Genomic DNA, 23778 nt, shown 5'->3' on the forward strand with positions numbered 1-23778 from the left:
CAACCAGCGCCGACTCTTATCAGACAGGCCATACCGTCGGGTCGCAATGGCCGGACGTGGCGGCGCTGGCTCCCGGACAGAAAGACGTTGCCGCTTGAGGGGCGGACGCGGACGCGGGGGCGGCGGGCGGGGTTGGATTGGCGCGCAGCAATTCCGCCCGGCACGGGCGACCATACAGCCAGCCCTGGCCGGTGGCTTCGGGCGCGCGTTCCAGCACATAGCGCGCCTGCTCTTCGGTTTCGATGCCTTCGACCAGCACAGAGATATTCAACCGGCGGGTCATCTCGAACACCGTGTCCAGCACCGTGGCCGCCCACGCATTCGCGCTGATCCAACGGATCAACGTGCGGTCCAGCTTCAGGCCGCTGACGCCCCACGTGAGCAGATTGCTGAGGTTGGCATAGCCCGCCCCGAAGTCATCAATCACCACACGGAATCCAACTCGCAAGTATTGGGCAATCAACGTGCGCGGGTCTTCCACCAAGAACGCCAGTGATTCCGTAATTTCAAGCACGATTCGGTCGGGCGGTATTCCAAACTCGCGTGTGGTATCGACCATGAACTTCACAAAGGAAGCGTCTTCGATGTCGCGCGGCGTGACGTTGATGCTGGCGTAGAAGTCGCCCGGCTCTCGCAAACGATCTTGAAGGTCGCAGAAGGCGGCGCGCACGATGTGGCGCGTGAGTTTGCGTCCCAGGCCCGTTGACTCTGCCCACGCGAAAAACGTATCGGGCGGAATCACGCCCAGCGTCTCGTGCGTCCAGCGCGCCAACGCCTCGACGCCAACCATGTGGCCCGTGGACATCTCCACAAGTGGTTGATAGACGACGTGGATGTGCCCGCGTCGCATTGCCCGATTCAATCGGCGTCGCACCGCTGACGCACCGCCAAACCAGCGATAGCACAACAGGCTGAGCAGCACGCCGCCAATGGCGCCAAGCAAGGCGGGCCAGTGCACATCGCGCGCGGGTTGCTCGGCCGTGCCGCTGTTCTCACCCGACGAGGAAGCGATGGCATCGTAGGCCACGCCAAAGATAGCGCCCGTTAAAACGAGCAATAAAAAATAGGGCAGGCAGGGGCGCAGGAAGCGATGAGGGATGGTCATGGCTTCGCCGGTACGCTTGGCGGCGGCGCCGTTCTCGATGCAGTTGGAACAGGCGGCGCGTCACCATGACGCGGAGGACGCCGCGTTGATGGACCTGTTGGACTGAGCGCGGGAAGGCACGCAAGGCGGGCGGGGCTGTCCCGCCCGCCTTGCCGTTTAGATCGTCGCCGTGGGCGGCGGGTGGAATATTATTGTCACTATGAATTGATTTGGGCATCAGCCAGAATTTCCTTTCCATCCCTTGGGGAGAAAAGAATGACGACCCTGCTCACAACGTCGGACGTGGCAAACATCATGGCCTTGCAAGGCCCGCCAAAGGTGTACACCGAACTGCTCGACTACGTGCTGGCGGATTTTTTGCGATGGCAGGAATTCGATAAGTCCGCGCGCGTCGCCAGCCATTCCCCCACCGGCGTCATCGAATTGATGCCCACCGCCGACCACGAGCTCTACAGCTTCAAGTTCGTCAACGGCCACCCCAATAATCCGCATGCCGGCCTGTCCACCGTGATGGCCTTTGGCGCGCTGGCGCAGGTCAACACGGGTGAGCCACTGCTGATCAGCGAACTGACGCTGACCACCGCCCTGCGCACCGCCGTCACCTCAGCCTTGGCTGCGCGGGCGCTGGCGCGGCCTGATTCGCGGTCGATGGCCCTGATCGGCAACGGCGCGCAAGCCGAGTTTCAGGCGCTGGCTTTCCACACCGTGCTGGGCATCGACACGCTGCACGTGTACGACGTGGACGAAGACGCCACCCGCAAGCTGCAAGCCAACCTGGCCGCCGCCGCGCCGTCCTTGCGCGTCGTCCGCTTTGATAGCACGGCCCAGGCCGTCAAGGGCGTGGACATCGTCACTACCGTGACGGCCGACAAGGCCTACGCCATCATCCTTTGCGCCGACATGGTCGAGCCGGGCATGCACATCAATGCCTTGGGCGGCGATTGCCCCGGCAAGACCGAGCTGCATGCCGACGTGTTGAAGCTGGGCCCCGTGTTCGTTGAATACGAACCACAGACGCGCATTGAAGGCGACTTGCAGCAGATGCCCGCGGATTTCCCGGTGACGGAATTGTGGCGCGTGCTGACGGGCCAGGCGGAGGGCCGCCAGAGCGCGTCAGACGTGACCATCTTCGATTCGGTGGGATTCGCGCTGGAGGACTTCTCGGCGCTGCGCTGGCTGCGCGACAGCGCTGCCCGGTTGGGCGTAGGCACCCGCATTGAAGTGGCGCCGCAATTGCAGGACCCCAAGAACCTGTTCGACGTGGTGCGCGCGGCAACCCGCGTCACGACGGGTGGCGCGGGTTGAAGGCGTGGCCACGGCGCTTGGTTGACGGCCCCGTAGTTGACGGCCCTTAGTTGACGCGCGTATTTGATGGCGCGTAGCTGTCGGCGATCACGCGCGCGCGGGCGTCTCGACCGAAGGTGTGCCCTCGTGGAACATGCCTTTTAGCTGGGTCCGTAGCTCGGGGCTGTCCGCATGTTTGTGTACGGTCGTGGCGTGCTGCACGGCGGCTTCCAGCAGTTCGTCGTCGGTATCCGCTACCAAGGCCACCGAGCAGTTCAGCTCGCTTGGGTACTCGCGGCAATCGATGTATTTGCGGCTCATGATGGGCTCCCTGCGCAGCGGCCCAGGGGGCGGCTTGCGCGATGGAATATCCGACGCGCGGCGTGGCAGGCACCGGGCAGGATGGCGCGTCACAGCGCACCCGATGATTCGAAAAGTATAGGTCCGCGGGCAGTCAGGCGGGGGTCGAAATTGAGGGGTCGGCCCCTGATTTGATCCGACCCCTTGATTGAGCGGTCCGGCGGTCCGGCGATCCGGCGATCCGGCGGTCCGGCGGTCCGGCGGTCCGGCGATCCGGCGACTCCGCGATCTCACAACCGACTACGTCGCGTCGTCCGGCTGCGTTTCATGAGACACCGGTCGGCCCAGCAAATAGCCCTGGAAGTGCGAGCAGCCCTCTTGGGTCAGCCGCTCCAATTGCGCGGCGGTCTCCACGCCTTCGGCGGTGGTGGGAATGTCCAGGCTGCGCCCGATGCCGTTGATGGCGCGGATGATGGCCAGCGCTTCCTTGCTGGATTCGACATCTTGGGTGAACGACTTGTCGATCTTGATCTTGTCGAAGTCGAACGACCGCAGATAGCCCAGCGATGAATAGCCCGTGCCGAAGTCGTCCAGCGCCACCTTCACACCCAGTGCCTTCAGCCGGTTCAAGGTGTTCAGGTTGGCGGCGGAATTCGCCAGCAGCACCGACTCGGTAATCTCCAATTCCAGGCGCCACGCGGGCAGGCCGGAATTGGACAGGGCCGACTCCACCAGCGACACCAGCGCGCTGTTGGTGAACTGGGTGGCCGACAGATTGACCGCCACGGTTTCGTGGTCGTCCCAGCGCATGGCTTCCGCGCAAGCCTCGTGCAGGGTGAAGGCGCCCAGCTCGTGGATCAGCCCGGTCTCTTCAGCGATGGGGATGAAGGCGTCGGGCATGATCAGGCCCTTCACCGGATGCTGCCAGCGCATCAGCGCCTCGCGACCCACGATGCGAACATGGCTGACATCCAGGATGGGCTGGTAATGCAATTGGAACTGCTGCCCCATGATGGCCTGGCGCAGGTCCATCTCGATTTCATGGCGCTTGAGCGCGGCGACTTCCATCTCGGGTTCGAAAAACGCCAGGCGGTTGCGGCCATTGCGCTTGGCTTCATACAGCGCCATGTCGGCGTAGCGCAGCAGGTGGTCGGCCGTGTAGTCGGGCGTTTCGGCCAGCGCGATGCCAATGCTGACGGTAACGGGCACGGTATGGCCGTCCACCTCGAACGGCTGGCGCATCGTTTCGATCAAGCGCTCGGCCAGCTTGCGCACGTCTTCCTGCTGGCCGATGTTGGGCAGCACCACGGCAAACTCGTCGCCACCCAGCCGGGCCAGCGTGTCCTGCTCGCGCAGCACCTTGGGCAGGCGCTTGGCGAACAGGCGCAGCAGTTCGTCGCCGCAGGGGTGGCCCAGCGTATCGTTCACGCTCTTGAAGTTGTCCAGGTCCAGGCACAGCACGGCGGTGCGGCGGTCGGCGGCGCGGTTTTGCAGCGCCTTGAGCAGTTGTTCGCGAAACAGTCGGCGGTTGGGCATGCCGGTCAGCGTGTCGTGGTGCGCCATGTAGCGCACCTGCGCGTGGGCGGCGTTTTCGTCGGTGACGTCGTCCGAGATCAAGAGCGCGTAGCGCGAGCGCGGGTCGCTGCTGTGGAATACCAGCGTGCGCGTGCGCAAGGTGCGCATGCCGCGCGCGGTGATCAGTTCTTCTTCGGCTTCGCGCAGCGCGCCGTCCGTGCGCAGGGCATCGTTCGTCAGGCGGTCGAAAAATTCGCAGACGGGCGCGGGCAGGCATTGCTGGGCAGTCTTGCCCAACATCTCGGCGCGTGTGGCGCCGAACGTGGCTTCGGCCTGACGATTGGCCAACAGGATATTGCGCGACACGGCATCCAGCACCAGCACGCACGACGGGATGTGCGACACCACGGCATCCAGGAAGCTCGACAGCGACGTCAGCTCGGTGTTGTAGTGCTCGGCCAGCTCTTTGGCCCGGACAAGCTGCTGTTCGCGTTCACGCCGTTCGGTGATGTCGCGCGTGACTTTGGCAAAGCCCAGCAGCGCGCCCCGGTCGTCGTGGATGGCATCGATCACCACGTTGGCCCAGAACAGCGTGCCGTCCTTGCGCACCCGCCACCCTTCGGCTTCAAAGCGGCCTTGTTCGCGGGCAGTGGCCAGTCCGCGCTGCGGCAGGCCTGAAGCCTGGTCTTCCTCGCTATAAAAGCAGGCGAAGTTCTTGCCGACGATTTCTTCCTGTGTGTAGCCCTTGGCGCGTTGCGCCCCGGCGTTCCAGTTGGCGACGGTGCCGTCCGGATGCAGCATGTAGATGGCGTAGTCGACGACGCCCTGCACAAGGTGCCGGTACATGACGTCGGAGTTGTCGATGATCATTGGATGTGACGGGAGCCGACCCCGTCGCGGGGCGTTTGCGCATTCGCGTGCGTTGCGTTTTGCCTGCGTGGGTCGTCCCGCAAAAAGACTGAGGGATATACGGCTTTACGTCGTATGACGGACGATAGTTAAGCCGAGCGCCTGAAAAGGCGCAAATCTAACGAATGATGTCGTGAAAACGCAATTCATTGCATGCGGGAGCGTTGCGTGCACGTTGCGGGTATGCCTGCGCGCAGGCATGCGAATGCGCCGCGGCTTAGAGCTTTACCCGCTGCTTCAGCGCCTGCGCGATCATGCCGATGTCGATGTCCTTGCCCGGGTTCTTCTGGCAAAAGTCGTACAGCACCGCCACGTAGGCATTGCCCAGCAGCTTGGTGATGGCGCCGGCGGTGGTGGCGGCAATGGTGCCGCCCACGGCGCTGCCCGCGCCGGGTATGAACTTCAGCATGCCCGACACGAGCGAGCGGCCGATCAGCGTGGCCGCCGAGGCGCCCAGGGTGGACGTGACCAGCGTGGTGATGGCGGTGGTGTCCAGTTCCATGCCGAAGGTGATGCCGATCTTGGCGATCATGCCCACCTGGATCGGCACCAGCGCGAAGGCATCGGAAAACGGAATGGGCGCGGCGGCGGCGGAGGCGGCCAGGCCGGCGGCCACGTTGACCTCTATCTCAGCCCGCTTTTTTTTTACTTCCAGGGCCTTCTTGTTGCGGGTGGACAGTGCGTTGGCGTAGGCCCGCTGCTGGGATTCGGGGATGTACTCGGCCGTGACCTCGATCAGCTTGTCCAGACCCATCGGCGGCAATTCCGCGTCCAGTTCCTCGATCCATTCCGGCAGCGCCCGCACCGCCACCACTTGCTTGGCGCGCGGCAGCAGGGCGCGCGCTTGTTCCACGAAGGGGCTGTTCTTGCGCGCCTTGGTCAGCACCACCACCACGGGGATGCCGGCGTTGGCCAGCATGTCGGCAAGCTCGATCTCGGCGTCTTCCACGCGATGGCTGCTGTCCTGGATGCAAAGCCAGGCCACGTGCAGGTGCTTGTCCTGGTCGTCGGACGCGGAGCGTTCCTGGATCAGGTCCGTCAACTGCTGGCGCGAGCGCGCGTAGTCGCCCACTTCCAGGCCGCGCGTGTCGATGATGGTCAGCGGGTGGCCGGGCTTGGTGTATTCCTGGGTGGTCTGGGTGACGGGTTTGCCCGCGCCGGTCCTGGCCAATTCGCCACGGAACACGGCATTGATCAGCGTGCTTTTGCCTACCCCCGTCTTGCCCGCGATCAGGATGTTCACGCGGCCCGCGCCGCGCGTGGCCGTGCTGATGGCGTCGGCGATGGCGTCCTGCAAGGCGGGGGAGTCGGGGCGTAGAGGCGGCATGGGGTAGGCGCGAAGGCGGAGGATTGAGCAACGATATCAGATGCGTCTGACATTCGCGCCAATAGCGATATTTTTGGCGCGGCTTGAACGAAGATCCGGGTTGATCGATAAGCCCGGCGTGTGGGCAGGCGCGCCGGGCTCAAAACAACCATTGCTGCCGTGGCGGGTGAGGAGACTTCGGACATGATGTTGGATATAAGCGTAGTGGTGATTTACCTGGCGGCGATGCTGCTGCTGGGCTGGTACGGCATGCGGCGCGCGAAGACGCATGAAGACTATCTGGTGGCGGGCCGCAACCTGGGGCCGGGCCTGTACATGGGCACCATGGCGGCCACGGTGCTGGGCGGCGCCAGCACGGTGGGCACGGTGAAGCTGGGGTACACGTACGGCCTGTCGGGGTTCTGGCTATGCGGGGCGCTGGGCCTGGGCATCATCGTGCTGAACCGGGTGTTGGCCAAGCCCTTGCTGAAACTGCGCATCTTTACCGTGACGCAGATCCTGGAACGGCGGTTCAGCACCGGCGCCAAGCACGTCAGCGCGCTGGTGATGATGGCCTATGCGCTGATGCTGGCCGCGACCTCCGTCATCGCCATCGGCACGGTGATGGAAGTGTTGTTCGAGCTGCCGTTCTGGGTGGCGGTGGTGGTGGGCGGCGGCGTTGTCGCGGTGTATTCCGCGCTGGGCGGCATGTGGTCGCTGACGCTGACCGACATCGTCCAGTTCGTGATCAAGACGGTTGGGCTGATGTTCGTGTTGCTGCCCATCTGCCTGATGCGGGTCGGGGGCTGGGACGAACTTGTCGCCCGCCTGCCCGCCGCCAGCTTCGACCTGACCTCGATTGGCTGGAGCACGATCATCACGTACTTCGTCATTTACTTCCTGGGCATCCTGATCGGCCAGGAAATATGGCAGCGCGTGTTCACCGCCCGCGATGAGCGCGTGGCGCGGGTGGCGGGCACCGCCGCCGGGCTGTACTGCATTGTGTACGGCCTGGTCGGCGCCTTGATCGGCATGACGGCACAGGTGCTGCTTCCCGGTTTGGAAAACGCCAACAACGCCTTCGCGGCCATCGTGCAATCGCAGTTGCCGGATGGCATACGCGGGCTGGTCATCGCCGCGGCGTTGGCGGCCATGATGTCGACCGCCAGCGCCACGATGCTGGCCACGGCCACCGTGCTGGCCGAAGACCTGCTGCCGGCCCTGCGTGGCGGGCGGTCTTTCAAGGACCTGCGCGTGCACCGCGTGATCACGTTGTTGGCGGCGCTGTCGGCGGTGGGCATTGCGCTGGTGGTGGACGACGTGCTCAGCGCGCTGACCTGCGCCTACAACCTGTTGGTGGGCGGCATGCTGGTGCCCTTGCTGGGCGCCATCTACTGGCGCCGCGCCACCACGGCCGGGGCCGTTGCCAGCATGTTGCTGGGCTGCGCCGCCGCGATCGTCTTCATGGTCAAGGACGGCCTGGCGGCCAACTCGCCGATCTACGCGGCGCTGGCAGCCAGCGCGGCCAGCTTCGTGCTGATCAGCCTGATGGGACGCGCCGGCGCGCCGTATGGCCAGGCGGCCGTGTCGCCGGCGGATGCCGACTGAACAATGCCAACCCTGTAGCGCCAACGCATCGGCGCCGCGTTATCGGCGCCACCTAATCGACTGCACCTAATCGACTGCACCTAATCGACTCCACCTAATCGACTCCACCTAATCGACCCCTTTCAGGAAGACAACATGCGCTTTACACCGGAACGCCTTGCTGCGCTGCGCGCCCGCTTCGGCGGAGACAACGAAGCCGCCATCCATGACGCCCACTTTCGGGCGGTGGCCGCGAACATCATCGACAACACCGGCACGCGCAGCGCGCCCTACGCGGGCATGCCCACCTTGCTGGACGCGCCCGCCCAATACATCGACTGGCAGTCGCCAGACTTCGGTGACCTGCAGGTGGCGCTGGCGGGTGTGCCGATGGATCTGGGCGCCAGCAACCGCAGCGGCTGCCGCTTTGGGCCACGCGCCTTGCGCGCCATTGAACGGGTCGGCCCGTACAACCACGTGCTGCGCTGTACACCCACGCGCGACCTGCGCGTGGCCGACATTGGCGACGTGCCCATGCGCAGCCGCTTCAGCCTGGAGCAATCGCACGAAGATATCGAAAGCGCCTATGCCCAGATCCAGGCGGCGGGCGTCATTCCCGTGTCGGTGGGCGGCGACCACTCCGTCACGCTGCCGATCCTGCGCGCGTTGGGGCGGCGCGAGCCGGTGTCCCTGATCCACTTTGACGCGCATTGCGACACGGGCGGGCCGTTCGACGGCAGCCGCTTCCATCATGGTGGCCCGTTCCGGCAGGCAGTGCTGGACGGTGTGTTGGACCCCACCCGCACCATCCAGATCGGCATTCGAGGGTCGGCGGAATACCTGTGGGAATTCTCGTACGAATCCGGCATGACGGTGGTGCATGCGGAAGACATCGCGCGGGTGGGCGTGCCCGCGGTCATTGCGCGCGCCCGCGACATCGTCGGCGACACGCCGGTGTATGTCTCGTTCGATATCGATTGCCTGGACCCCGCCTTCGCGCCCGGCACGGGCACGCCAGAGGTCGGGGGCGTGACGGTGCGCGAAGCGCAGGCGATATTGCGCGGGCTCGCCGGCATCGACATCATCGGTGGCGACGTGGTCGAAGTGGCGCCCGCCTATGACGCCACGGCAAACACGGCGCACGCGGGGGCGCAGATCCTGTTTGAAATCCTCAGCCTGATCAGCATTCGGCATGCGGGCTGAAGGGGCCGGATCGCCGCGCTGGAAAGTCGCTTGCAATTGCCTATCGCTTTGCCGCAAATGGTAATGGAAGGTTCCAGCGCGGTGGGCGTCGTGCCTAATCGTGTTTAGTACGGCGGGCACGGTGCCGATGCACGGAAATGGTGCCGATTCGGCGCATTCGGCACCCTTCGTTCCGCTATGTGGGAAGGCCGCTTTCCGCCCGGTGCACGCCCCGAAATAGGGGGCGAATGCGCCCATTCCACGTTGTTACATCTCAAATGTTTCTAAGCTCCTGGGACGGGGGGCGTCTGCGTAGAATCAGCGCCTCGTAAGGTTTCGCCGCGCTTTCAGCGGCACCATTCATGACCCGGTTTGCCCTCGTTCCCCGTTTGCTTCGCTCGCGTCCTTTGACCAAGGGCTTTCGCTATCTTTACCGCTATACACAGGGTGGGGCCTATCGGCACAACGAGACGCTGTGGCCGCTGGTGAAGGTGCGCCGCGAAGGCCGCGAACGGCTGGTGGCGTGTGATCTTGTCGGCGTGCGTGGCCCGGTGACGCTGCCAATGGCGCAGGTGCCGCAAGACATACGCGGCGACGCACATTTGATTCTTAGCGGCCCCTCGGTCGCCCAGATCGACTATGCGCGGTGCCATCTGGACACTGTCATGGGCGTGAACGGATCCATCGCGCTGCAACGCGCGCATCCGACGTTGCGCTTTCATTACTACGCGATGCTGGATGCGGGCTTCGTCAAGCGTCGGCGCGATCTGGTGGCGGACGTGCTGTCGCAAGACCTGCTGCTGTTCGTGACGCCCGAGGTGTATCGCTGGATCTCGTTCCTGTTCGATGCGAAGGCGGTTCGCTGTCGCATCGCGCTGTTTGAAGAAGTGCATCAGCGTGCGCTACAACCGCGCGCGCAGCCGGACGAGCTGGAAGCGCAGTTGGCCACAGACCCCGAGCTGGTGCTGTTTGACGCGCACAACCCCCAGCACGCGCACGGCTTCAGCTTGAACCCGGCGCGCGGGCTTTTCGGTGGCGGCACCGTCGCCTACACGGCGCTGCAACTGTTGGCCTGGATGGGCGCCCGCACGCTGTACTTGCATGGCCTGGACCTGAGCGCCGCAGCGGGTCCGCGTTTTTATGAACAACCCGGCGCGCAGTTGGCCACCGCGCTGGACCGGCAGTTTGCCGGACACATCGAACCCGCGTTCCGACAGGCCAGCCGCCTGTTGGCAGAGCGCGGCGTCAAGGTCTACAACCTGTCGGTCGACAGCCGCCTGGGCGACGACGTGTTCGAAAAGCGTCATTGGAGCTGTTTGCTCAATCAAGGGGAATCTCCGCCTTCCCCGCAACGGCTTTCAGGCCTTTCATGATGAAAATTCTCTACACCAACTTTCACCAGGGCGACGGGGGCGGTCACACCACCTACGTCATGTCCTTGGCGCGCATGCTGCGCCAGCGCGCCCAGATCACGGTTGCCGCGCCGCGCGGCAGCCGTCTTCTGGCCGAGGCGGACGCCTTGCCCGGCGTGCATTCGATCGACCTGGAATTCAAGGGCCGGCCCTTCCAGCAGTTGGGCGCCTTGCACCGCCTGCGCACGCTGCTGCGCAAGGAACGGTTCGACGTCATTCACGTGAACGGCTCCGCCGACCATCGTCTTTGCATGCTGGCCGCCGTGGGCATGGGCGCCAAGCGCCCGTTCATCGTCTATACGCAGCACAACGACCGCAACGCCAAGAGCCTGGGCGTGCGCGTGCGGGCCAAGTGGGGCACCAATCGCGTCATCTGCGTCTGCGGCCACACGTTCCGGCGCATGAAGGAATCGGTGTACCGCGATGAAGACCTGCGCGTGGTGCTCAATGGCGTGGACACGCAGAAGTACCAGCCGGCGACCCCCGAACAAGCCGCGCAGGCACGCGCCGCGCTGTTGCCCGAGGGCATGCGGCGCCGCTTCGTGATCGGCAGCAATGCCGGCACGGCGTCCTACAAGAATTGGTTGGACATGGTGACCGCCGTGTCGCTTTTGCCCGAGCATCAGCGCGACCAGGTCGTTATCCTGATTGCCGGCAAGGAACCTGATGCCGAACAGCGCCAGCGCGTGGCCGATCTGGCCATGACGCATCAGGTGGTGTTCACGGGGCTGCTCGATGACGTGCGCCCCGTCCTGGCCGCGCTGGATGTGGGCTTTGTGTTGTCGTCCCGGCTGGAGACGATTTCATTCGCCTGCCGCGAAATGATGGCGGCCGGCAAGCCGGTCATCGTCAGCAAGGTGGGCGGGCTGACCGAGAACGTCACCGACGGCCGCAACGGCTGGGTGGTGAATCCGGGGGCGGTGAGCAGCGTAATGACCACGGTATCCGCCATCCTGAACGACCGCGGCGTCCTCGCGCGGATGGGCGAGGACGCCCGCAACACGGCGTTGCGGGAATTTTCGCTGGCGCAGTTTGTGGGTCAGACCGAGCAGGTATACCTGGAGGGCAGGACGCCCGGCCGACAATTCGGCCTGACGTCCTGACCCTCTCGCGGACTACTCGCTATACGACTTCGTGCTGTACAGGCTGACGGGTAGCAGGTTCAGCACCGGCAGGCCGGACACCGGGTCCTTGGCCTGCGTGTCGATGTAGGTCTGCAGCACGTCGGCGTCCAGTACGCCGATATCCTGGCGGCGTTCGGCGGGCACGTTGGCAAGGGTCTTGTACCCGTCGCCGCCCGTCGCGTTGAAGCTCAGCACGAACAGCTTGTAGGTGCGGGCGGCGTCCAGCGCTTGCCAGGTGGACGTGGCGGCATCCAGCACTTCAATGTTGGTCACGCGGTTGCCTTGCGCCTGCGCACCGTTCACGTCCCAACGCAGGCCGCCGGTATACGGGTAGGGGCCGGTTGACCCGCCCGCGCCGAAGACCGCCTGCATGCCGTCTTCCAACATGCCCTTGACCTCGGCGCCCGTGATGTCCAGCCGCCACAGCATGTTGCCGAACGGCACCACCTCGATCACGTTGGCCGCGGTCACGTTGCCTTTGAGCGCCACGCGCACGCCGCCACCGCTTTGCAGCGTGATGTCGGCGCCGCCGTAGCTGGCGTTGGCGACTTCCAGGTACGCTTGCGCCACCAGTTGCTGGATGTCGCCGCCGCGCAGGTCGACGCTGCCCAATGTGTTGCAGTCGGCGCTGGACCGGCTGCGGTCGCGCGTCAGGCCCGGCACGCGGCGCGAGCACAGTTCCTGCGGCACCGACGCCACGACGCTGGCGCTGAACACGTCGACCTTGTCCTTGAAGGGCTGTAGTACCGCGCTGGCCTGGGCATCCGGCTGCTGGATGCGCAGAAAGCCGCTGGCCGCCACATCGGCAAGCATGGCGGTGTTGTCGGCGGCGGCGGGGGCGGCGCCCACCATCGTCAGCGCATCGCCCATCAGCACATGGGGCGTGCCGGCGCATTCGGTCACGTCGCCGTTGGCGTCGAAGCTGACTTTCAGTTCGCCCACGACCTGTGAGTATTCCCAGGCCTGTACCAGGCAGACGCGCTTGCCGTCCTTGTTCTGCAACACGGTCGGGTAGGCGCCCGACGGCGTTCCCACGCCGTAGTCCACCATGGCATCGGGACCCAGCAAGGTATGCGAATCGCCGCCCACCACCACGTCCACGCCGCTCAAGGTCGGGATGATCTGCTTGTCGTAGCCATAGCCGATATGGCTCAGCACCACGATCTTGTTCACGCCCTGGGCACGCAGCGCATCAATCTGCGTTTGCGCTGCGATGGCTTCGTCCGAAAACAGCGTGCCGGCGTCCGGGCTGGACGACTGCTGCGTCTTGTTGGCAATCGTCAGGCCGATGAGGCCGATGGACTGGCCATCGCGTTGCAGCACGATGGACGGCTTGACCAGGCCCGGCGCACGCGATGGATTCAACGCGGACCCGTCGGCAAAGGTGACGTTGGCGCTTAGCAAGGGGGTCTGGCACGTGCCCGCGTGCAGCAGGTCGATGAAGCGCTTCAAGCCGCTGTCGCCCTTGTCGAACTCGTGGTTGCCCACCGCCATCGCGTCAAAGCACACGGTGTTCATCATGGCCGCGTCGGCCTCGCCGGGTTCGCCCGCGCGGTTGAAGTACAGCGTGCCGGTATTGGCGTCGCCGGCGTGCAGCTTCAGCACATTGGCGGACTGGGCCGCCAGCGTGTTGATGGCGCCGGTCACACGCGGAAAGCCGCCCACGTCCACGTTCACGGTCACCGGCGTGCCGGCGGCGTTCTTGAGTTTCAGGTCTTTCTTCTTGCTGTCCAGCGTGGAGTGATGATCGTTGATGTGCAGGATCGTCAGTTCCATCGGCCGGCTGGCGGCCGGTTGTTCCGGTGCGGGCTGTTCCGGCGCCGGGTTGCCCGACGGCTCGTCATCGTTGTCGTCGCCGCCGCAGCCGGCCAGCAACAGGGCGCTCAGCATGGCGGCGCCCGCAGTCCTCTTCCACGTATTCATTCGTGTGATCCCTCGTTGTTGAAGGGCGAATGGTTGCGTTGGAAGATGACGTGAAGATGAATGACAACGCTGTCATGAAGACACGCGGACCTGTCTTGCGCGTGTCATGAAAAAAGGCCCGGCGCATCCTGCGCCGGGCCTGTCGTATGCCGCGTCGGAGGCGAACGTTAGAAGTGGATCACGGTGCGGATCGACTTGCCTTCATGCATCAGGTCGAAGGCTTCGTTGATGCGTTCCAGGGGCAGCGTGTGCGTCACGAACGGGTCCAGGTCGATCTTGCCGCTCATGGCGTCTTCGACCATGCCCGGCAGTTGCGTACGGCCCTTCACACCACCGAACGCCGAACCGCGCCACACGCGGCCGGTGACCAGTTGGAACGGGCGCGTGCTGATTTCCTGGCCCGCGCCGGCCACGCCGATGATGATGCTTTCGCCCCAACCCTTGTGGCAGCATTCCAGCGCCGCGCGCATCACGTGCACGTTGCCGATGCATTCGAACGAGAAGTCCACGCCGCCATCGGTCAGTTCGACGATGACATCCTGGATGGGCTTGTCGTAGTCCTTTGGGTTGATGCAGTCGGTGGCGCCCATGGCGCTGGCTAGCACGAACTTGTTCGGGTTGGTGTCCACGGCGATGATGCGGCCGGCCTTGGCCTGCACCGCGCCCTGGATCACGGCCAGGCCGATGCCGCCCAGGCCGAACACGGCGACCGTATCGCCCTCCTTGACCTTGGCGGTGTTGTGCACGGCGCCCAGGCCGGTGGTGACGCCGCAGCCCAGCAGGCAGACTTTTTCATGGGGGGCGGCGGGGTTGATCTTGGCCAGCGAGATCTCGTTGACGACCGAGTATTCGCTGAAGGTCGAGCAGCCCATGTAGTGGTAGAGCGGCTTGCCTTCGTAGCTGAAGCGCGAGGTGCCGTCGGGCATCACACCCTTGCCTTGGGTGGCGCGCACCTTCTGGCACAGGTTGGTCTTGCCGGACAGGCAGAACTTGCACTCGCGGCATTCGGCCGTGTAGAGCGGAATGACGTGGTCACCGGGTTTCAGGGACGTGACGCCTTCGCCCACTTCCACGACGATGCCCGCGCCCTCGTGGCCCAGCACGGCGGGAAACAGGCCTTCGGGGTCATCACCGCTAAGCGTGAAGGCGTCGGTATGGCAGACACCGGTGTGGGTGATCTGCACCAGCACCTCGCCGCGCTGCGGGGGCGCGACGTCGATTTCAACGATTTCCAGCGGCTTGCCGGGTCCGAATGCGACTGCTGCGCGTGATTTCATAGTTGTGCTCCACGAATGTCGGGGGAATTACTTCAAATAGGAACGGACGATGCGCATCAGCTGATCGACTTCGGCTTCGGCGTCGATCCCGGCGTGTTGCGGCCCGCCCTGGGCGGATTGCAGGAAGGTTTCCCGGAGATGGCTTTCCAGCACCTCGGCCATCAGGCCGGTGGCGGCGCCGCGCAAGGCGGCCAGTTGCTGTAACAGCGCCCCGCATTCCGTGCCCTCGTTGACCGCGCGTTCCAATGCTAACGCCTGCCCCTGGATACGGCGCAAGCGGGTGACGACACGTTTTTTTTCTTCCGGCGAATGCGGCACGGCAGGCTCCGAAAACGATACAGGGGGGGAGTATACGGAAAGCGGCGGGCGATTCGCAAGTCATGTGTACCTGTCTATACTGGAGGCCAATTTTTGACCGCCCCAGCGGCGCCCACCCAGGATTCTTCCGTGGCTTCTCCTCCCCCCCGATTGCCCGTCCAGACCAACGCCCTGCCCGCGCCCTTGTATGCGCAGGTCAAGCAGATGATTGCGCAACAGATCCGCACAGGCGCCTGGCCCGCGCACTACCGCGTGCCCTCGGAAAGCGAGCTGGTTGATGAGCTGGGGTTCAGCCGCATGACGATCAATCGCGCGCTGCGCGAGCTGACCGCCGAAGGCTTGCTGGTGCGGATGCAGGGCGTGGGTACGTTCGTGGCGCAGCCCAAGGCGCGGTCGGCGCTGTTCGCGGTGAACAACATCGCGGATGAAATCGCGGCGCGCAACCATCACCATCACAGCCGCGTGGTGCGCCTGGTTGAAGAACCGGCCGGCCCGGAGCAGGCCCAGGCGCTGGAGCTGCGCCCGGGGCAGCCGGTATTCCATTCCGTGATCGTGCATTTTGAAGACGACGTGCCGATCCAGTTGGAAGACCGTTACGTCAATGTGCGGCTGGCGCCCGACTACCTGAAGCAGGACTTCACGCAACACACGCCCTATGAGTACCTGACGCGCGTGGCGCCGCTGAGCGAGGGCGAGCACGTGGTCGAAGCCATTCTGGCCAAGCCGCGCGAATGCCAGTTGTTGCAGATCGAGCGCAACGAACCGTGTTTGCTGATCCGCCGCCGTACCTGGTCGGGCGACCGCGCGGTGACGCTTGCCCGCCTGATCCACCCCGGGTCGCGGCATCGTCTGGAAGGCAAGTTCACGACATGACAGCGCGCAACATCCGTTTGTATCAAGCCGCCGATTATCCGCGCATGCCGTGGAAGAACGGCGGAGGCACCACGCAAGAGGTCGCCCGCAATCCTGGAGACAGCAGCGCTGCGTTTGAGTGGCGCTTGTCGATTGCCGATGTGGCGCAGGATGGGGGGTTTTCGGCGTTCAATGGCTATCAGCGGGTTATCACCGTGCTTGAAGGCCAGGGAATTCAGTTGACGGTTGATGGCCGCGAGCAAACGCCGTTGACGTCACGCCAGGCCTACGCATTTCCGGGGAATGCGCGGGTGGATTGCCGTTTGCTGGATGGGCCGATCCGGGATTTCAACTTGATCTATGCGCCCCAGCGCTATCAGGCGCGCCTGCAATGGGCATCGGCGCCGTGGGTGTTTCATAGCGCCGCGCCCATCGTGCTGGTGCTGAACGCGGGCGGTATGTTGGGGGTGCGAGTGGATGGTGAGGCGCACGCGCTGCCGTCACGATATGACTGCCTGCACAGTGATGGGCCGTTGGAGCTGGTGGAATATCGGCTGGAAGGCGAAGTCGATGCCTGCGTGATCGAACTAACGCCCCGGTAGGATGGGTGAAGCGCGAACAAACAATGAAAAGAACCCGACTGCGGGCCGCGCGCAACCCATCAAGTAGCGGTTGCGTGGTAGCCGACTTCGTTTAGAACGCGTTTGCGCTGTAGCCAGCTTCGTTAGAACGCGGCTGTGCTGTGGCCAATCGTGTTTAGAACCCTGGGCTGCTTGATGGGTTGCGCGCGTTGGGCGGTTGGGGTTCTTAGCTTGAGCCTTGCGCGCTCCACCCATCCTACGGGCCCGAGCCGGCGTACGTAGGATGGGTGAAGCGCGAACAAACAATGAAAAGAACCCAACCGCGGATCGCGCGCAACCCATCAAGCAGCGGTTGCGCTGTGGCAGGCGTCGTTTAGAAACGGGGCTGTGCTGTAGCCAGCTTCGTTGAAAACGCGGTTGTGCTGTGGCCAATCGCGTTTAGAACCCTGCGCTGCTTGATGGGTTTCGCGCGTTGGGCGGTTGGGTTCTTGCCTTGAGTCTTGCGCGCTCCACCCATCCTACGGGCCCGAGCCGGCGTACGTAGGATGGGTGAAGCGCGAATAAACCATGAAAAGAACCCACCTGCGGATCGCGCGCAACCCATCTATCAGCCGCGCCCACAACTCCCTCCCTCCATTCGGGTATTCCCTTATCAAAATTTCGCTTATCTAGGCTTGTATATACAACCCTAGGCGTCCTATGATGCGGGCAACCGCTGCGTGGGGAACTTCGCGGCAGAACCGATCAAGGAGACTCTCTTGGACCAATCGAACCGATACCGCGATGTCGTGATCCGTGCCGCGCGCGGCAATAAGCTGACCGCCAAGAGCTGGTTGACCGAAGCGCCGTTGCGCATGTTGATGAACAACCTTGACCCGGACGTCGCCGAGAACCCCAAGGAACTGGTCGTGTACGGCGGCATTGGCCGTGCCGCCCGCAACTGGGATTGCTATGACAAGATCGTTGAATCGCTCACCAACCTGAACGACGACGAAACCTTGTTGGTGCAGTCGGGCAAGCCGGTAGGCGTGTTCAAGACCCATGCCAATGCGCCGCGCGTGCTGATCGCCAATTCCAACCTGGTGCCGCACTGGGCCACCTGGGAACACTTCAACGAGCTGGACGCCAAGGGCTTGGCCATGTACGGCCAGATGACGGCCGGCAGTTGGATCTACATCGGCAGCCAGGGCATCGTGCAGGGCACCTACGAAACCTTTGTGGAAGCCGGCCGCCAGCACTACGGCGGCAACCTGACCGGCCGCTGGGTGCTGACCGCGGGTCTGGGCGGCATGGGCGGCGCGCAGCCGCTGGCCGCCACCTTGGCCGGCGCATGTTCTCTGAACATCGAATGCCAGCAAGCCAGCATCGACTTCCGCCTGCGCACCCGCTATGTGGACGAACAAGCCACTGACCTGGACGACGCGCTGGCGCGCATTGCCGCGTACACGAAGGAAGGCCGCGCGGTGTCCATCGCGCTGTGCGGCAACGCCGCCGACATCCTGCCCGAACTGGTGCGCCGTGGCGTCAAGCCCGACATGGTTACCGACCAGACCAGCGCGCACGATCCGCTTAACGGCTATCTGCCCGCCGGCTGGACCTGGCAGGAATACCGCGAACGCGCCAAGCGCGAGCCCGCCGTCGTCATCAAGGCCGCCAAGCAATCGATGGCCGTCCACGTGCAAGCCATGCTGGCCTTCAAGCGCCAGGGCATTCCCACCTTTGACTACGGCAACAACATTCGCCAGATGGCCAAGGAAGAAGGCGTGGCCGACGCCTTCGACTTCCCCGGCTTCGTGCCCGCCTACATCCGGCCGCTGTTCTGCCGGGGCGTGGGCCCGTTCCGCTGGGCCGCGCTGTCCGGCGACCCGCAAGACATCTACAAGACGGACGCCAAGGTCAAGGAACTGATTCCGAACGACGAGCACCTGCACCGCTGGCTGGCCATGGCGCGCGAGCGCATCAGCTTCCAGGGCCTGCCGGCGCGCATCTGCTGGGTGGGCCTGGGCGAACGCGCGAAGCTGGGCCTGGCCTTCAATGAAATGGTCCGCTCGGGCGAACTGTCCGCGCCCGTCGTCATTGGCCGTGACCATCTGGATTCCGGGTCGGTCGCCAGCCCCAACCGCGAAACCGAATCCATGCGCGACGGCTCGGACGCCGTGTCCGACTGGCCGCTGCTGAACGCCTTGCTGAACACCGCCAGCGGCGCCACCTGGGTGTCGCTGCACCATGGCGGCGGCGTGGGCATGGGGTTCTCGCAGCACTCCGGCATGGTCGTGGTGTGCGACGGCACCGACGAGGCCGCCGAGCGCATCGCCCGCGTGCTGACCAACGACCCGGCTACGGGCGTGATGCGGCATGCGGACGCGGGCTACGACATCGCCATCGACTGCGCGAAAGAGCAGGGGCTGAACCTGCCCATGGTCACGGGCCAACGCTAAAGCCACACCCGTTCCAATTCCGCCAACCCGCGTGGGGCGCCATCGGCAACGATCGGCCCCACGCCACCCACGAGGCAACGCGATGGTGCAGGCAAGCGAGGCAGGGTCCACGCCGCTTATCGAACGGCGTTCCATCGACTACATTCCGGCGTCCGAACGGCACGGCAAGCTCTACAGCCAGTTCACGCTGTGGATGGGCGCCAACCTTCAGATCACCGCCATCGTCACGGGCGCGTTGGCGGTGGTGCTGGGCGGCGACGTGTTCTGGTCCTTGATCGGGCTGTTCATCGGGCAGGTGCTGGGTGGTGTGGTGATGGCGCTGCATGCGGCGCAGGGGCCAAAGCTGGGCTTGCCGCAAATGATCTCCAGCCGTGTGCAGTTCGGCGTGTATGGCGCGGCGATACCCATCGTGCTGGTGTGCCTGATGTACCTGGGCTTCACGGCCACGGGCACGGTGTTGTCGGGCCAGGCGCTGGGGCAGTTGTTCGGCGTGAGCGACACCATCGGCATCCTGATATTCGCGTCGGTCATCGTGGTGGCCACGCTGTTTGGCTATCGGGTCATTCACATCATCGGGCGCATCGCCACCGTGTTCGGCCTGATCGCGTTCGTGTACCTGTTCAGCCGCGTCATTGCCGTGGGCGATGTGGGCCAGTTGCTGCAGATCCGGCATTTTGCGTGGGGGCCGTTCCTGCTGGCGGTGTCACTGGCCGCGTCCTGGCAGATTGCCTATGGGCCTTATGTGGCCGACTACTCGCGCTACCTGCCCAGTTCGACCTCGTCGGTGAAGACGTTCCTGGCGGTAGGGCTGGGTTCGGTGCTGGGCGCGCAGATTGCCATGGTGCTGGGCGTGCTGGCCGCGGCGATGTCGGCCGGGCAGTTCGCGGGGCGGGAAGTCGCGTACATCGTGGGCCTGGGCGGCACGGGCACGATGGCGGCGCTGCTGTACTTCAGCATCGCGTTTGGAAAGGTCACGATATCTACGCTGAATTCCTACGGCAGCTTCATGTGCATCGCGACCATCGTCAGCGGGTTTCGTGGGCATGTCGACATTACACGGCGCCAGCGCGCGGTAGCCGTGGTGTTGATCGTGGGTGCCGCCACGGCGGTGGCATTGGTGGGCCAGCATTCCTTCCTGAACGCATTCAAGTCCTTCATCCTGTTCCTCCTGGCCTTCTTCGTGCCCTGGAGCGCGGTGAACCTGGTGGACTACTACTTCGTGAATCGCGAACGCTATGACGTGGCCGCGCTGTCCGACCCCAACGGCCGCTATGGCCGCTGGAACCTGCCCGGCATCCTGGTCTACGCCTTCGGCGTATTGGTACAGATGCCGTTCATCTCGACCAAGCTTTATACCGGCCCGATGGTCGAACGCCTGGGTGGCGTGGACATCTCGTGGATCATCGGCCTGATCGTTCCCAGCATTCTTTATTACCTATTTGCCCGCCGCGATACGCGGCTTGCGGCGCACGCGCCGGCATGACGGCCGGCCTGACCACCCCATTGCAAGACGCCGAAGCACCGGCGCAGGAGAAAAAAATGGAATTGCACTTGAAACCCGGCCACCTCACCTTGGCCGACTTGCGGCGCGTCTACCAGGAGCCGGTCCGCTTGACGCTGGATGCGGGCGCGGCGGACGCCATCGACGCCAGCGTGGCGACCGTTGAACGGCTGATCGCCGAGGGCCGCACGGTGTATGGCATCAACACGGGCTTTGGCTTGTTGGCGTCCACCAAGATCGCGCGCGAAGACCTCGAAGCGCTGCAAAGTTCGCTGGTGCGCTCGCACGCGGCGGGCGTGGGCGAGCCCCTGGATGACGCCATGGTGCGGCTGATCATGGTCTTGAAGATCAACAGCCTGGCGCGTGGTTATTCCGGTATCCGCCGCCACGTTATCGACAGCCTGATCGCGATGGTGAACGCGGGCGTTTATCCGCATATTCCGCTAAAAGGCTCGGTGGGCGCCTCGGGTGACCTGGCGCCGTTGGCGCATATGTCCATCGTGCTGCTGGGCGAAAGCCGCGCGCGGTATCAAGGCGAGTGGTTGCCCGCGCAGGAAGCGTTGGCGCGCGCCGGCCTCGTGCCGCTGACGCTGGCGGCCAAGGAAGGGCTGGCGCTGTTGAACGGTACGCAGGTGTCCACGGCCTACGCCCTGCGCGGTTTGTTCGACGCCGAAGACATGATGGCGGCCGGACTGGTGTGCGGCAGTCTCAGCGTGGAAGCCATGCTGGGTTCGCGCGTGCCATTCGATGCGCGCATTCACGCCGCGCGCGGCCAGCCGGGCCAGATCGCCGTGGCCGGCGTCTATCGCGACCTGCTGGGCCAGGACAGCGAAGTGGGCCATTCGCACGCCGATTGCGAAAAGGTGCAAGACCCGTACTCCCTGCGCTGCCAGCCCCAGGTGATGGGCGCCTGCCTGACGCAGATCCGCCACGCCGCGCATGTGCTGCAAATTGAATCCAACGCCGTGTCGGACAACCCGCTGGTGTTCGTGTCCCAGGGCGACGTGATCTCGGGCGGCAACTTCCATGCCGAACCCGTGGCCATGGTGGCGGACAACCTGGCCTTGGCGCTGGCCGAAATCGGCGCGCTGTCTGAACGACGCATTGCGCTGATGATGGACAAGCACATGTCGCAGTTGCCGCCGTTCCTGGTCGCCAAGGGTGGCGTGAATTCGGGCTTCATGATTGCCCAGGTGACCGCCGCCGCGCTGGCCAGCGACAACAAGGCGCTGGCGCATCCGGCCAGCGTGGACAGCATGCCCACGTCGGCCAACCAGGAAGACCACGTATCGATGGCGCCCAACGCCGGCAAGCGGCTCTGGGCCATGGCAGACAACGTGCGCGACATCCTGGCCATCGAATGGCTGGGCGCGTGCCAGGGGCTGGACTTCCGTGAAGGCTTGAAGACATCGCCCCAGCTTGAACAGGCGCGCCGCGTACTGCGCGAGCAAGTGCCGCACTACGAAGAAGACCGCTTCTTCGCGCCGGACATCGCCGCCGCCAGCAGCCTGATATCGGCGCAGGTCCTGAACGGGTTGATGCCCGCGGGGCTGCTGCCGAGCCTTTGATTTTCCTCTTTGCGGCCGTCGCCTGACGGCCGCATTCCCGCGCTGTGCGTACGCGCCCGTAGAAGGCGCTCGCACGGCGTGATGCTGCACGCCTATAACAAGTACGGAGACGGAAATGCAAGCTGAAACGCAGGATCTGAAACGGGGGCTAAACGCCAGGCACATACGCTTCATGGCGTTGGGATCGGCCATCGGCACGGGCCTGTTCTATGGATCGGCCAAGGCCATCCAGGACGCCGGCCCGTCGGTGCTGATCGCCTATCTGATTGCCGGCGCGGCCGTGTACATGGTGATGCGCGCGTTAGGGGAAATGGCGGTCAGAAACCCCGTGTCCGGGTCCTTCGGGCAGTACGCCACCAGCTACCTCGGACCCATCGCGGGCTTTTTGACGGGGTGGACTTATGCCTTCGAGATGATCATCGTCTGCCTGGCCGACGTGACCGCCTTCGGCTTGTACATGGGGTTCTGGTATCCGGACGTGCCGCGCTGGATCTGGGTGCTGTCCATCGTGTTCTTCATCGGCGCCATCAACCTGTGTTCGGTAAAGGTGTTTGGTGAACTGGAATTCTGGCTGTCGTTGCTGAAGGTGGGCGCGATTATCGCCATGATTGCCGGCGGCTTGGGCATCATGCTGTTCGGCTTCGGCTTGAATGTGGACAGCGCGGCGACGGGTGTGCATAACCTGTGGGAGCACGGCGGCTTCATGCCTAACGGCGTGGGCGGGCTGATCGCGTCGCTGGCGGTGGTGGTGTTTGCTTTTGGCGGCATCGAGATCATCGGCATCACGGCGGGAGAAGCCAAGGACCCCGGCCGCACCATCCCGCGCGCCATCAACGCGGTGCCGCTGCGCATTTTGCTGTTCTATGTGCTGACGCTGTTCGTGCTGATGTCAATTTTCCCGTGGACGCAGATCGGTAGCCAGGGCAGTCCCTTCGTGCAGATCTTTGACGGGCTGGGCATCAAGTCGGCGGCCACCATCCTGAATATCGTGGTGATCTCGGCGGCCGTGTCGGCCATCAACAGCGACATCTTTGGCGCGGGCCGCATGCTCTACGGCATGGCCCGCCAAGGCCAGGCACCGCGCGGCTTCGCGGCGGTGTCCAAATCCGGCGTGCCGTGGATGACGGTGGTGGTGATGACCGTGGCGCTGCTGCTGGGCGTGCTGCTGAACTACCTGATACCCGAAGACGTGTTCGTGCTGATTGCGTCGATTGCCACCTTCGCGACCGTGTGGGTGTGGCTGATGATTCTGTTGTCGCAGGTGGCGATGCGGCGCAAGATGAGTCCTGCGGAAATCGCCGACCTGAAGTTCCCGGTGCCGTTCTGGCCGATCGGGCCGCTGTTGGCGATTGCGTTCCTGGTGTTCGTGATCGGGGTCCTGGGGTATTTTCCGCGCACGCAGATGGCCTTGGTCGTGGGCGCGGTGTGGATTGCGTTGCTGTGCGTGGCGTACCGCTACCTGGTCCTGCCGCGCGGTCCCAGCGGCGGCATCCCGGTGCCGGTGGCGCAGGGGTCCGACTGATGGGATTGACTGATGGGTCCGACTGACCGAGTACGGCGCCCGCCACCCCCCAGTGGCGCGGCGCCGGTTTCAAG

The 23778-nt window shown here is 64.5% G+C and carries 18 protein-coding genes; 11 read left to right on the plus strand and 7 right to left on the minus strand.

What is annotated here, in order from left to right; all coding sequences use genetic code 11:
• Positions 1-19: 19 nt before the first annotated feature.
• Complete coding sequence (locus M2361_RS26425) at positions 20-1105, minus strand: EAL domain-containing protein (protein ID WP_259252761.1); 1086 nt, start codon at positions 1103-1105, stop codon at positions 20-22.
• A 255-nt stretch (positions 1106-1360) separates the two neighbouring features.
• Between M2361_RS26425 and M2361_RS26430 the strand changes: the two genes are divergently transcribed.
• A complete protein-coding gene (locus M2361_RS26430; RefSeq protein WP_259252762.1) occupies positions 1361-2410 on the plus strand; it encodes an ornithine cyclodeaminase in 1050 nt (349 codons plus the stop codon).
• A gap of 87 nt (positions 2411-2497) precedes the next feature.
• Here M2361_RS26430 and M2361_RS26435 read toward each other — a convergent pair whose 3' ends face one another.
• The 3 genes from M2361_RS26435 to M2361_RS26445 form a co-directional block, all read right to left on the minus strand.
• A complete protein-coding gene (locus tag M2361_RS26435) occupies positions 2498-2710 on the minus strand; it encodes a DUF1059 domain-containing protein (RefSeq protein ID WP_259252763.1) in 213 nt (70 codons plus the stop codon).
• A gap of 279 nt (positions 2711-2989) precedes the next feature.
• Positions 2990-5074, minus strand: a complete 2085-nt coding sequence (locus tag M2361_RS26440) for a bifunctional diguanylate cyclase/phosphodiesterase (RefSeq protein ID WP_259252764.1) — start codon at positions 5072-5074, stop codon at positions 2990-2992.
• 256 nt (positions 5075-5330) lie between these two features.
• Positions 5331-6440 (minus strand): YcjF family protein, encoded by a 1110-nt coding sequence (locus M2361_RS26445; protein WP_259252766.1) that lies wholly within the window; start codon positions 6438-6440, stop codon positions 5331-5333.
• A gap of 183 nt (positions 6441-6623) precedes the next feature.
• On the opposite strand from M2361_RS26445, the gene M2361_RS26450 reads away from it, so the two are divergent.
• The 4 genes from M2361_RS26450 (at position 6624) to M2361_RS26465 (ending at position 11703) form a co-directional block, all read left to right on the plus strand.
• Complete coding sequence (locus tag M2361_RS26450; RefSeq protein WP_259252767.1) at positions 6624-8027, plus strand: sodium:solute symporter; 1404 nt, start codon at positions 6624-6626, stop codon at positions 8025-8027.
• A 135-nt stretch (positions 8028-8162) separates the two neighbouring features.
• Positions 8163-9209, plus strand: a complete 1047-nt coding sequence (gene speB, locus M2361_RS26455; RefSeq protein ID WP_259252768.1) for an agmatinase — start codon at positions 8163-8165, stop codon at positions 9207-9209.
• A 341-nt stretch (positions 9210-9550) separates the two neighbouring features.
• Positions 9551-10561: a hypothetical protein gene (locus M2361_RS26460; protein WP_259252769.1), complete on the plus strand. Its 1011-nt coding sequence runs from the start codon at positions 9551-9553 to the stop codon at positions 10559-10561.
• Complete coding sequence (locus M2361_RS26465) at positions 10561-11703, plus strand: glycosyltransferase (RefSeq protein WP_259252907.1); 1143 nt, start codon at positions 10561-10563, stop codon at positions 11701-11703. The genes M2361_RS26460 and M2361_RS26465 overlap by 1 nt, the downstream gene beginning before the upstream one ends.
• A gap of 12 nt (positions 11704-11715) precedes the next feature.
• Here the strand turns inward: M2361_RS26465 and M2361_RS26470 are convergent, their stop codons facing one another.
• From M2361_RS26470 to M2361_RS26480, 3 genes are all read right to left on the minus strand, one after another.
• Entirely contained in the window at positions 11716-13647 is a 1932-nt protein-coding gene (locus tag M2361_RS26470; RefSeq protein ID WP_259252772.1) for a bifunctional UDP-sugar hydrolase/5'-nucleotidase, read from the minus strand.
• A gap of 167 nt (positions 13648-13814) precedes the next feature.
• Positions 13815-14924 carry an S-(hydroxymethyl)glutathione dehydrogenase/class III alcohol dehydrogenase gene (locus M2361_RS26475; RefSeq protein ID WP_100853426.1) on the minus strand — a complete coding sequence of 370 codons (1110 nt, stop codon included), beginning with the start codon at positions 14922-14924 and terminating at the stop codon, positions 13815-13817.
• A gap of 27 nt (positions 14925-14951) precedes the next feature.
• Positions 14952-15242, minus strand: coding sequence for a metal/formaldehyde-sensitive transcriptional repressor (locus M2361_RS26480; protein ID WP_046805570.1), 291 nt, complete (start codon positions 15240-15242; stop codon positions 14952-14954).
• A gap of 129 nt (positions 15243-15371) precedes the next feature.
• Here M2361_RS26480 and hutC point away from each other — a divergent pair, with 129 nt between their 5' ends.
• The 6 genes from hutC (at position 15372) to M2361_RS26510 (ending at position 23704) form a co-directional block, all read left to right on the plus strand.
• Positions 15372-16115 carry a histidine utilization repressor gene (hutC, locus tag M2361_RS26485; RefSeq protein WP_172616209.1) on the plus strand — a complete coding sequence of 248 codons (744 nt, stop codon included), beginning with the start codon at positions 15372-15374 and terminating at the stop codon, positions 16113-16115.
• Positions 16112-16696: a HutD family protein gene (locus M2361_RS26490; RefSeq protein WP_259252773.1), complete on the plus strand. Its 585-nt coding sequence runs from the start codon at positions 16112-16114 to the stop codon at positions 16694-16696. Before hutC ends, M2361_RS26490 begins: the two co-directional genes overlap by 4 nt.
• A gap of 737 nt (positions 16697-17433) precedes the next feature.
• A complete protein-coding gene (hutU, locus tag M2361_RS26495; RefSeq protein ID WP_259252774.1) occupies positions 17434-19113 on the plus strand; it encodes a urocanate hydratase in 1680 nt (559 codons plus the stop codon).
• A gap of 82 nt (positions 19114-19195) precedes the next feature.
• Positions 19196-20596, plus strand: coding sequence for a cytosine permease (locus tag M2361_RS26500; protein WP_259252775.1), 1401 nt, complete (start codon positions 19196-19198; stop codon positions 20594-20596).
• 56 nt (positions 20597-20652) lie between these two features.
• Entirely contained in the window at positions 20653-22182 is a 1530-nt protein-coding gene (gene hutH / locus M2361_RS26505) for a histidine ammonia-lyase (RefSeq protein WP_259252776.1), read from the plus strand.
• A gap of 115 nt (positions 22183-22297) precedes the next feature.
• On the plus strand, positions 22298-23704 hold the full coding sequence (locus M2361_RS26510) for an amino acid permease (protein WP_259252777.1): 1407 nt from the start codon (positions 22298-22300) through the stop codon (positions 23702-23704).
• The last annotated feature ends 74 nt before the right edge of the window (positions 23705-23778 follow it).

This window comes from Achromobacter sp. JUb104 (genome assembly GCF_024806975.1).
GTDB classification, from domain to species: Bacteria; Pseudomonadota; Gammaproteobacteria; order Burkholderiales; family Burkholderiaceae_B; genus Achromobacter; species Achromobacter spanius.

Excerpts from the sequence above, each read along its gene's own strand:
- M2361_RS26425 (WP_259252761.1), bottom strand. The coding sequence starts at position 1,105 with ATGACCATCCCTCATCGCTTCCTGCGCCCCTGCCTGCCCTATTTTTTA.
- M2361_RS26430 (WP_259252762.1), top strand. The coding sequence starts at position 1,361 with ATGACGACCCTGCTCACAACGTCGGACGTGGCAAACATCATGGCCTTG.
- M2361_RS26435 (WP_259252763.1), bottom strand. The coding sequence starts at position 2,710 with ATGAGCCGCAAATACATCGATTGCCGCGAGTACCCAAGCGAGCTGAAC.
- M2361_RS26440 (WP_259252764.1), bottom strand. The coding sequence starts at position 5,074 with ATGATCATCGACAACTCCGACGTCATGTACCGGCACCTTGTGCAGGGC.
- M2361_RS26445 (WP_259252766.1), bottom strand. The coding sequence starts at position 6,440 with ATGCCGCCTCTACGCCCCGACTCCCCCGCCTTGCAGGACGCCATCGCC.
- M2361_RS26450 (WP_259252767.1), top strand. The coding sequence starts at position 6,624 with ATGATGTTGGATATAAGCGTAGTGGTGATTTACCTGGCGGCGATGCTG.
- speB (WP_259252768.1), top strand. The coding sequence starts at position 8,163 with ATGCGCTTTACACCGGAACGCCTTGCTGCGCTGCGCGCCCGCTTCGGC.
- M2361_RS26460 (WP_259252769.1), top strand. The coding sequence starts at position 9,551 with ATGACCCGGTTTGCCCTCGTTCCCCGTTTGCTTCGCTCGCGTCCTTTG.
- M2361_RS26465 (WP_259252907.1), top strand. The coding sequence starts at position 10,561 with ATGAAAATTCTCTACACCAACTTTCACCAGGGCGACGGGGGCGGTCAC.
- M2361_RS26470 (WP_259252772.1), bottom strand. The coding sequence starts at position 13,647 with ATGAATACGTGGAAGAGGACTGCGGGCGCCGCCATGCTGAGCGCCCTG.
- M2361_RS26475 (WP_100853426.1), bottom strand. The coding sequence starts at position 14,924 with ATGAAATCACGCGCAGCAGTCGCATTCGGACCCGGCAAGCCGCTGGAA.
- M2361_RS26490 (WP_259252773.1), top strand. The coding sequence starts at position 16,112 with ATGACAGCGCGCAACATCCGTTTGTATCAAGCCGCCGATTATCCGCGC.
- M2361_RS26500 (WP_259252775.1), top strand. The coding sequence starts at position 19,196 with ATGGTGCAGGCAAGCGAGGCAGGGTCCACGCCGCTTATCGAACGGCGT.
- hutH (WP_259252776.1), top strand. The coding sequence starts at position 20,653 with ATGGAATTGCACTTGAAACCCGGCCACCTCACCTTGGCCGACTTGCGG.
- M2361_RS26510 (WP_259252777.1), top strand. The coding sequence starts at position 22,298 with ATGCAAGCTGAAACGCAGGATCTGAAACGGGGGCTAAACGCCAGGCAC.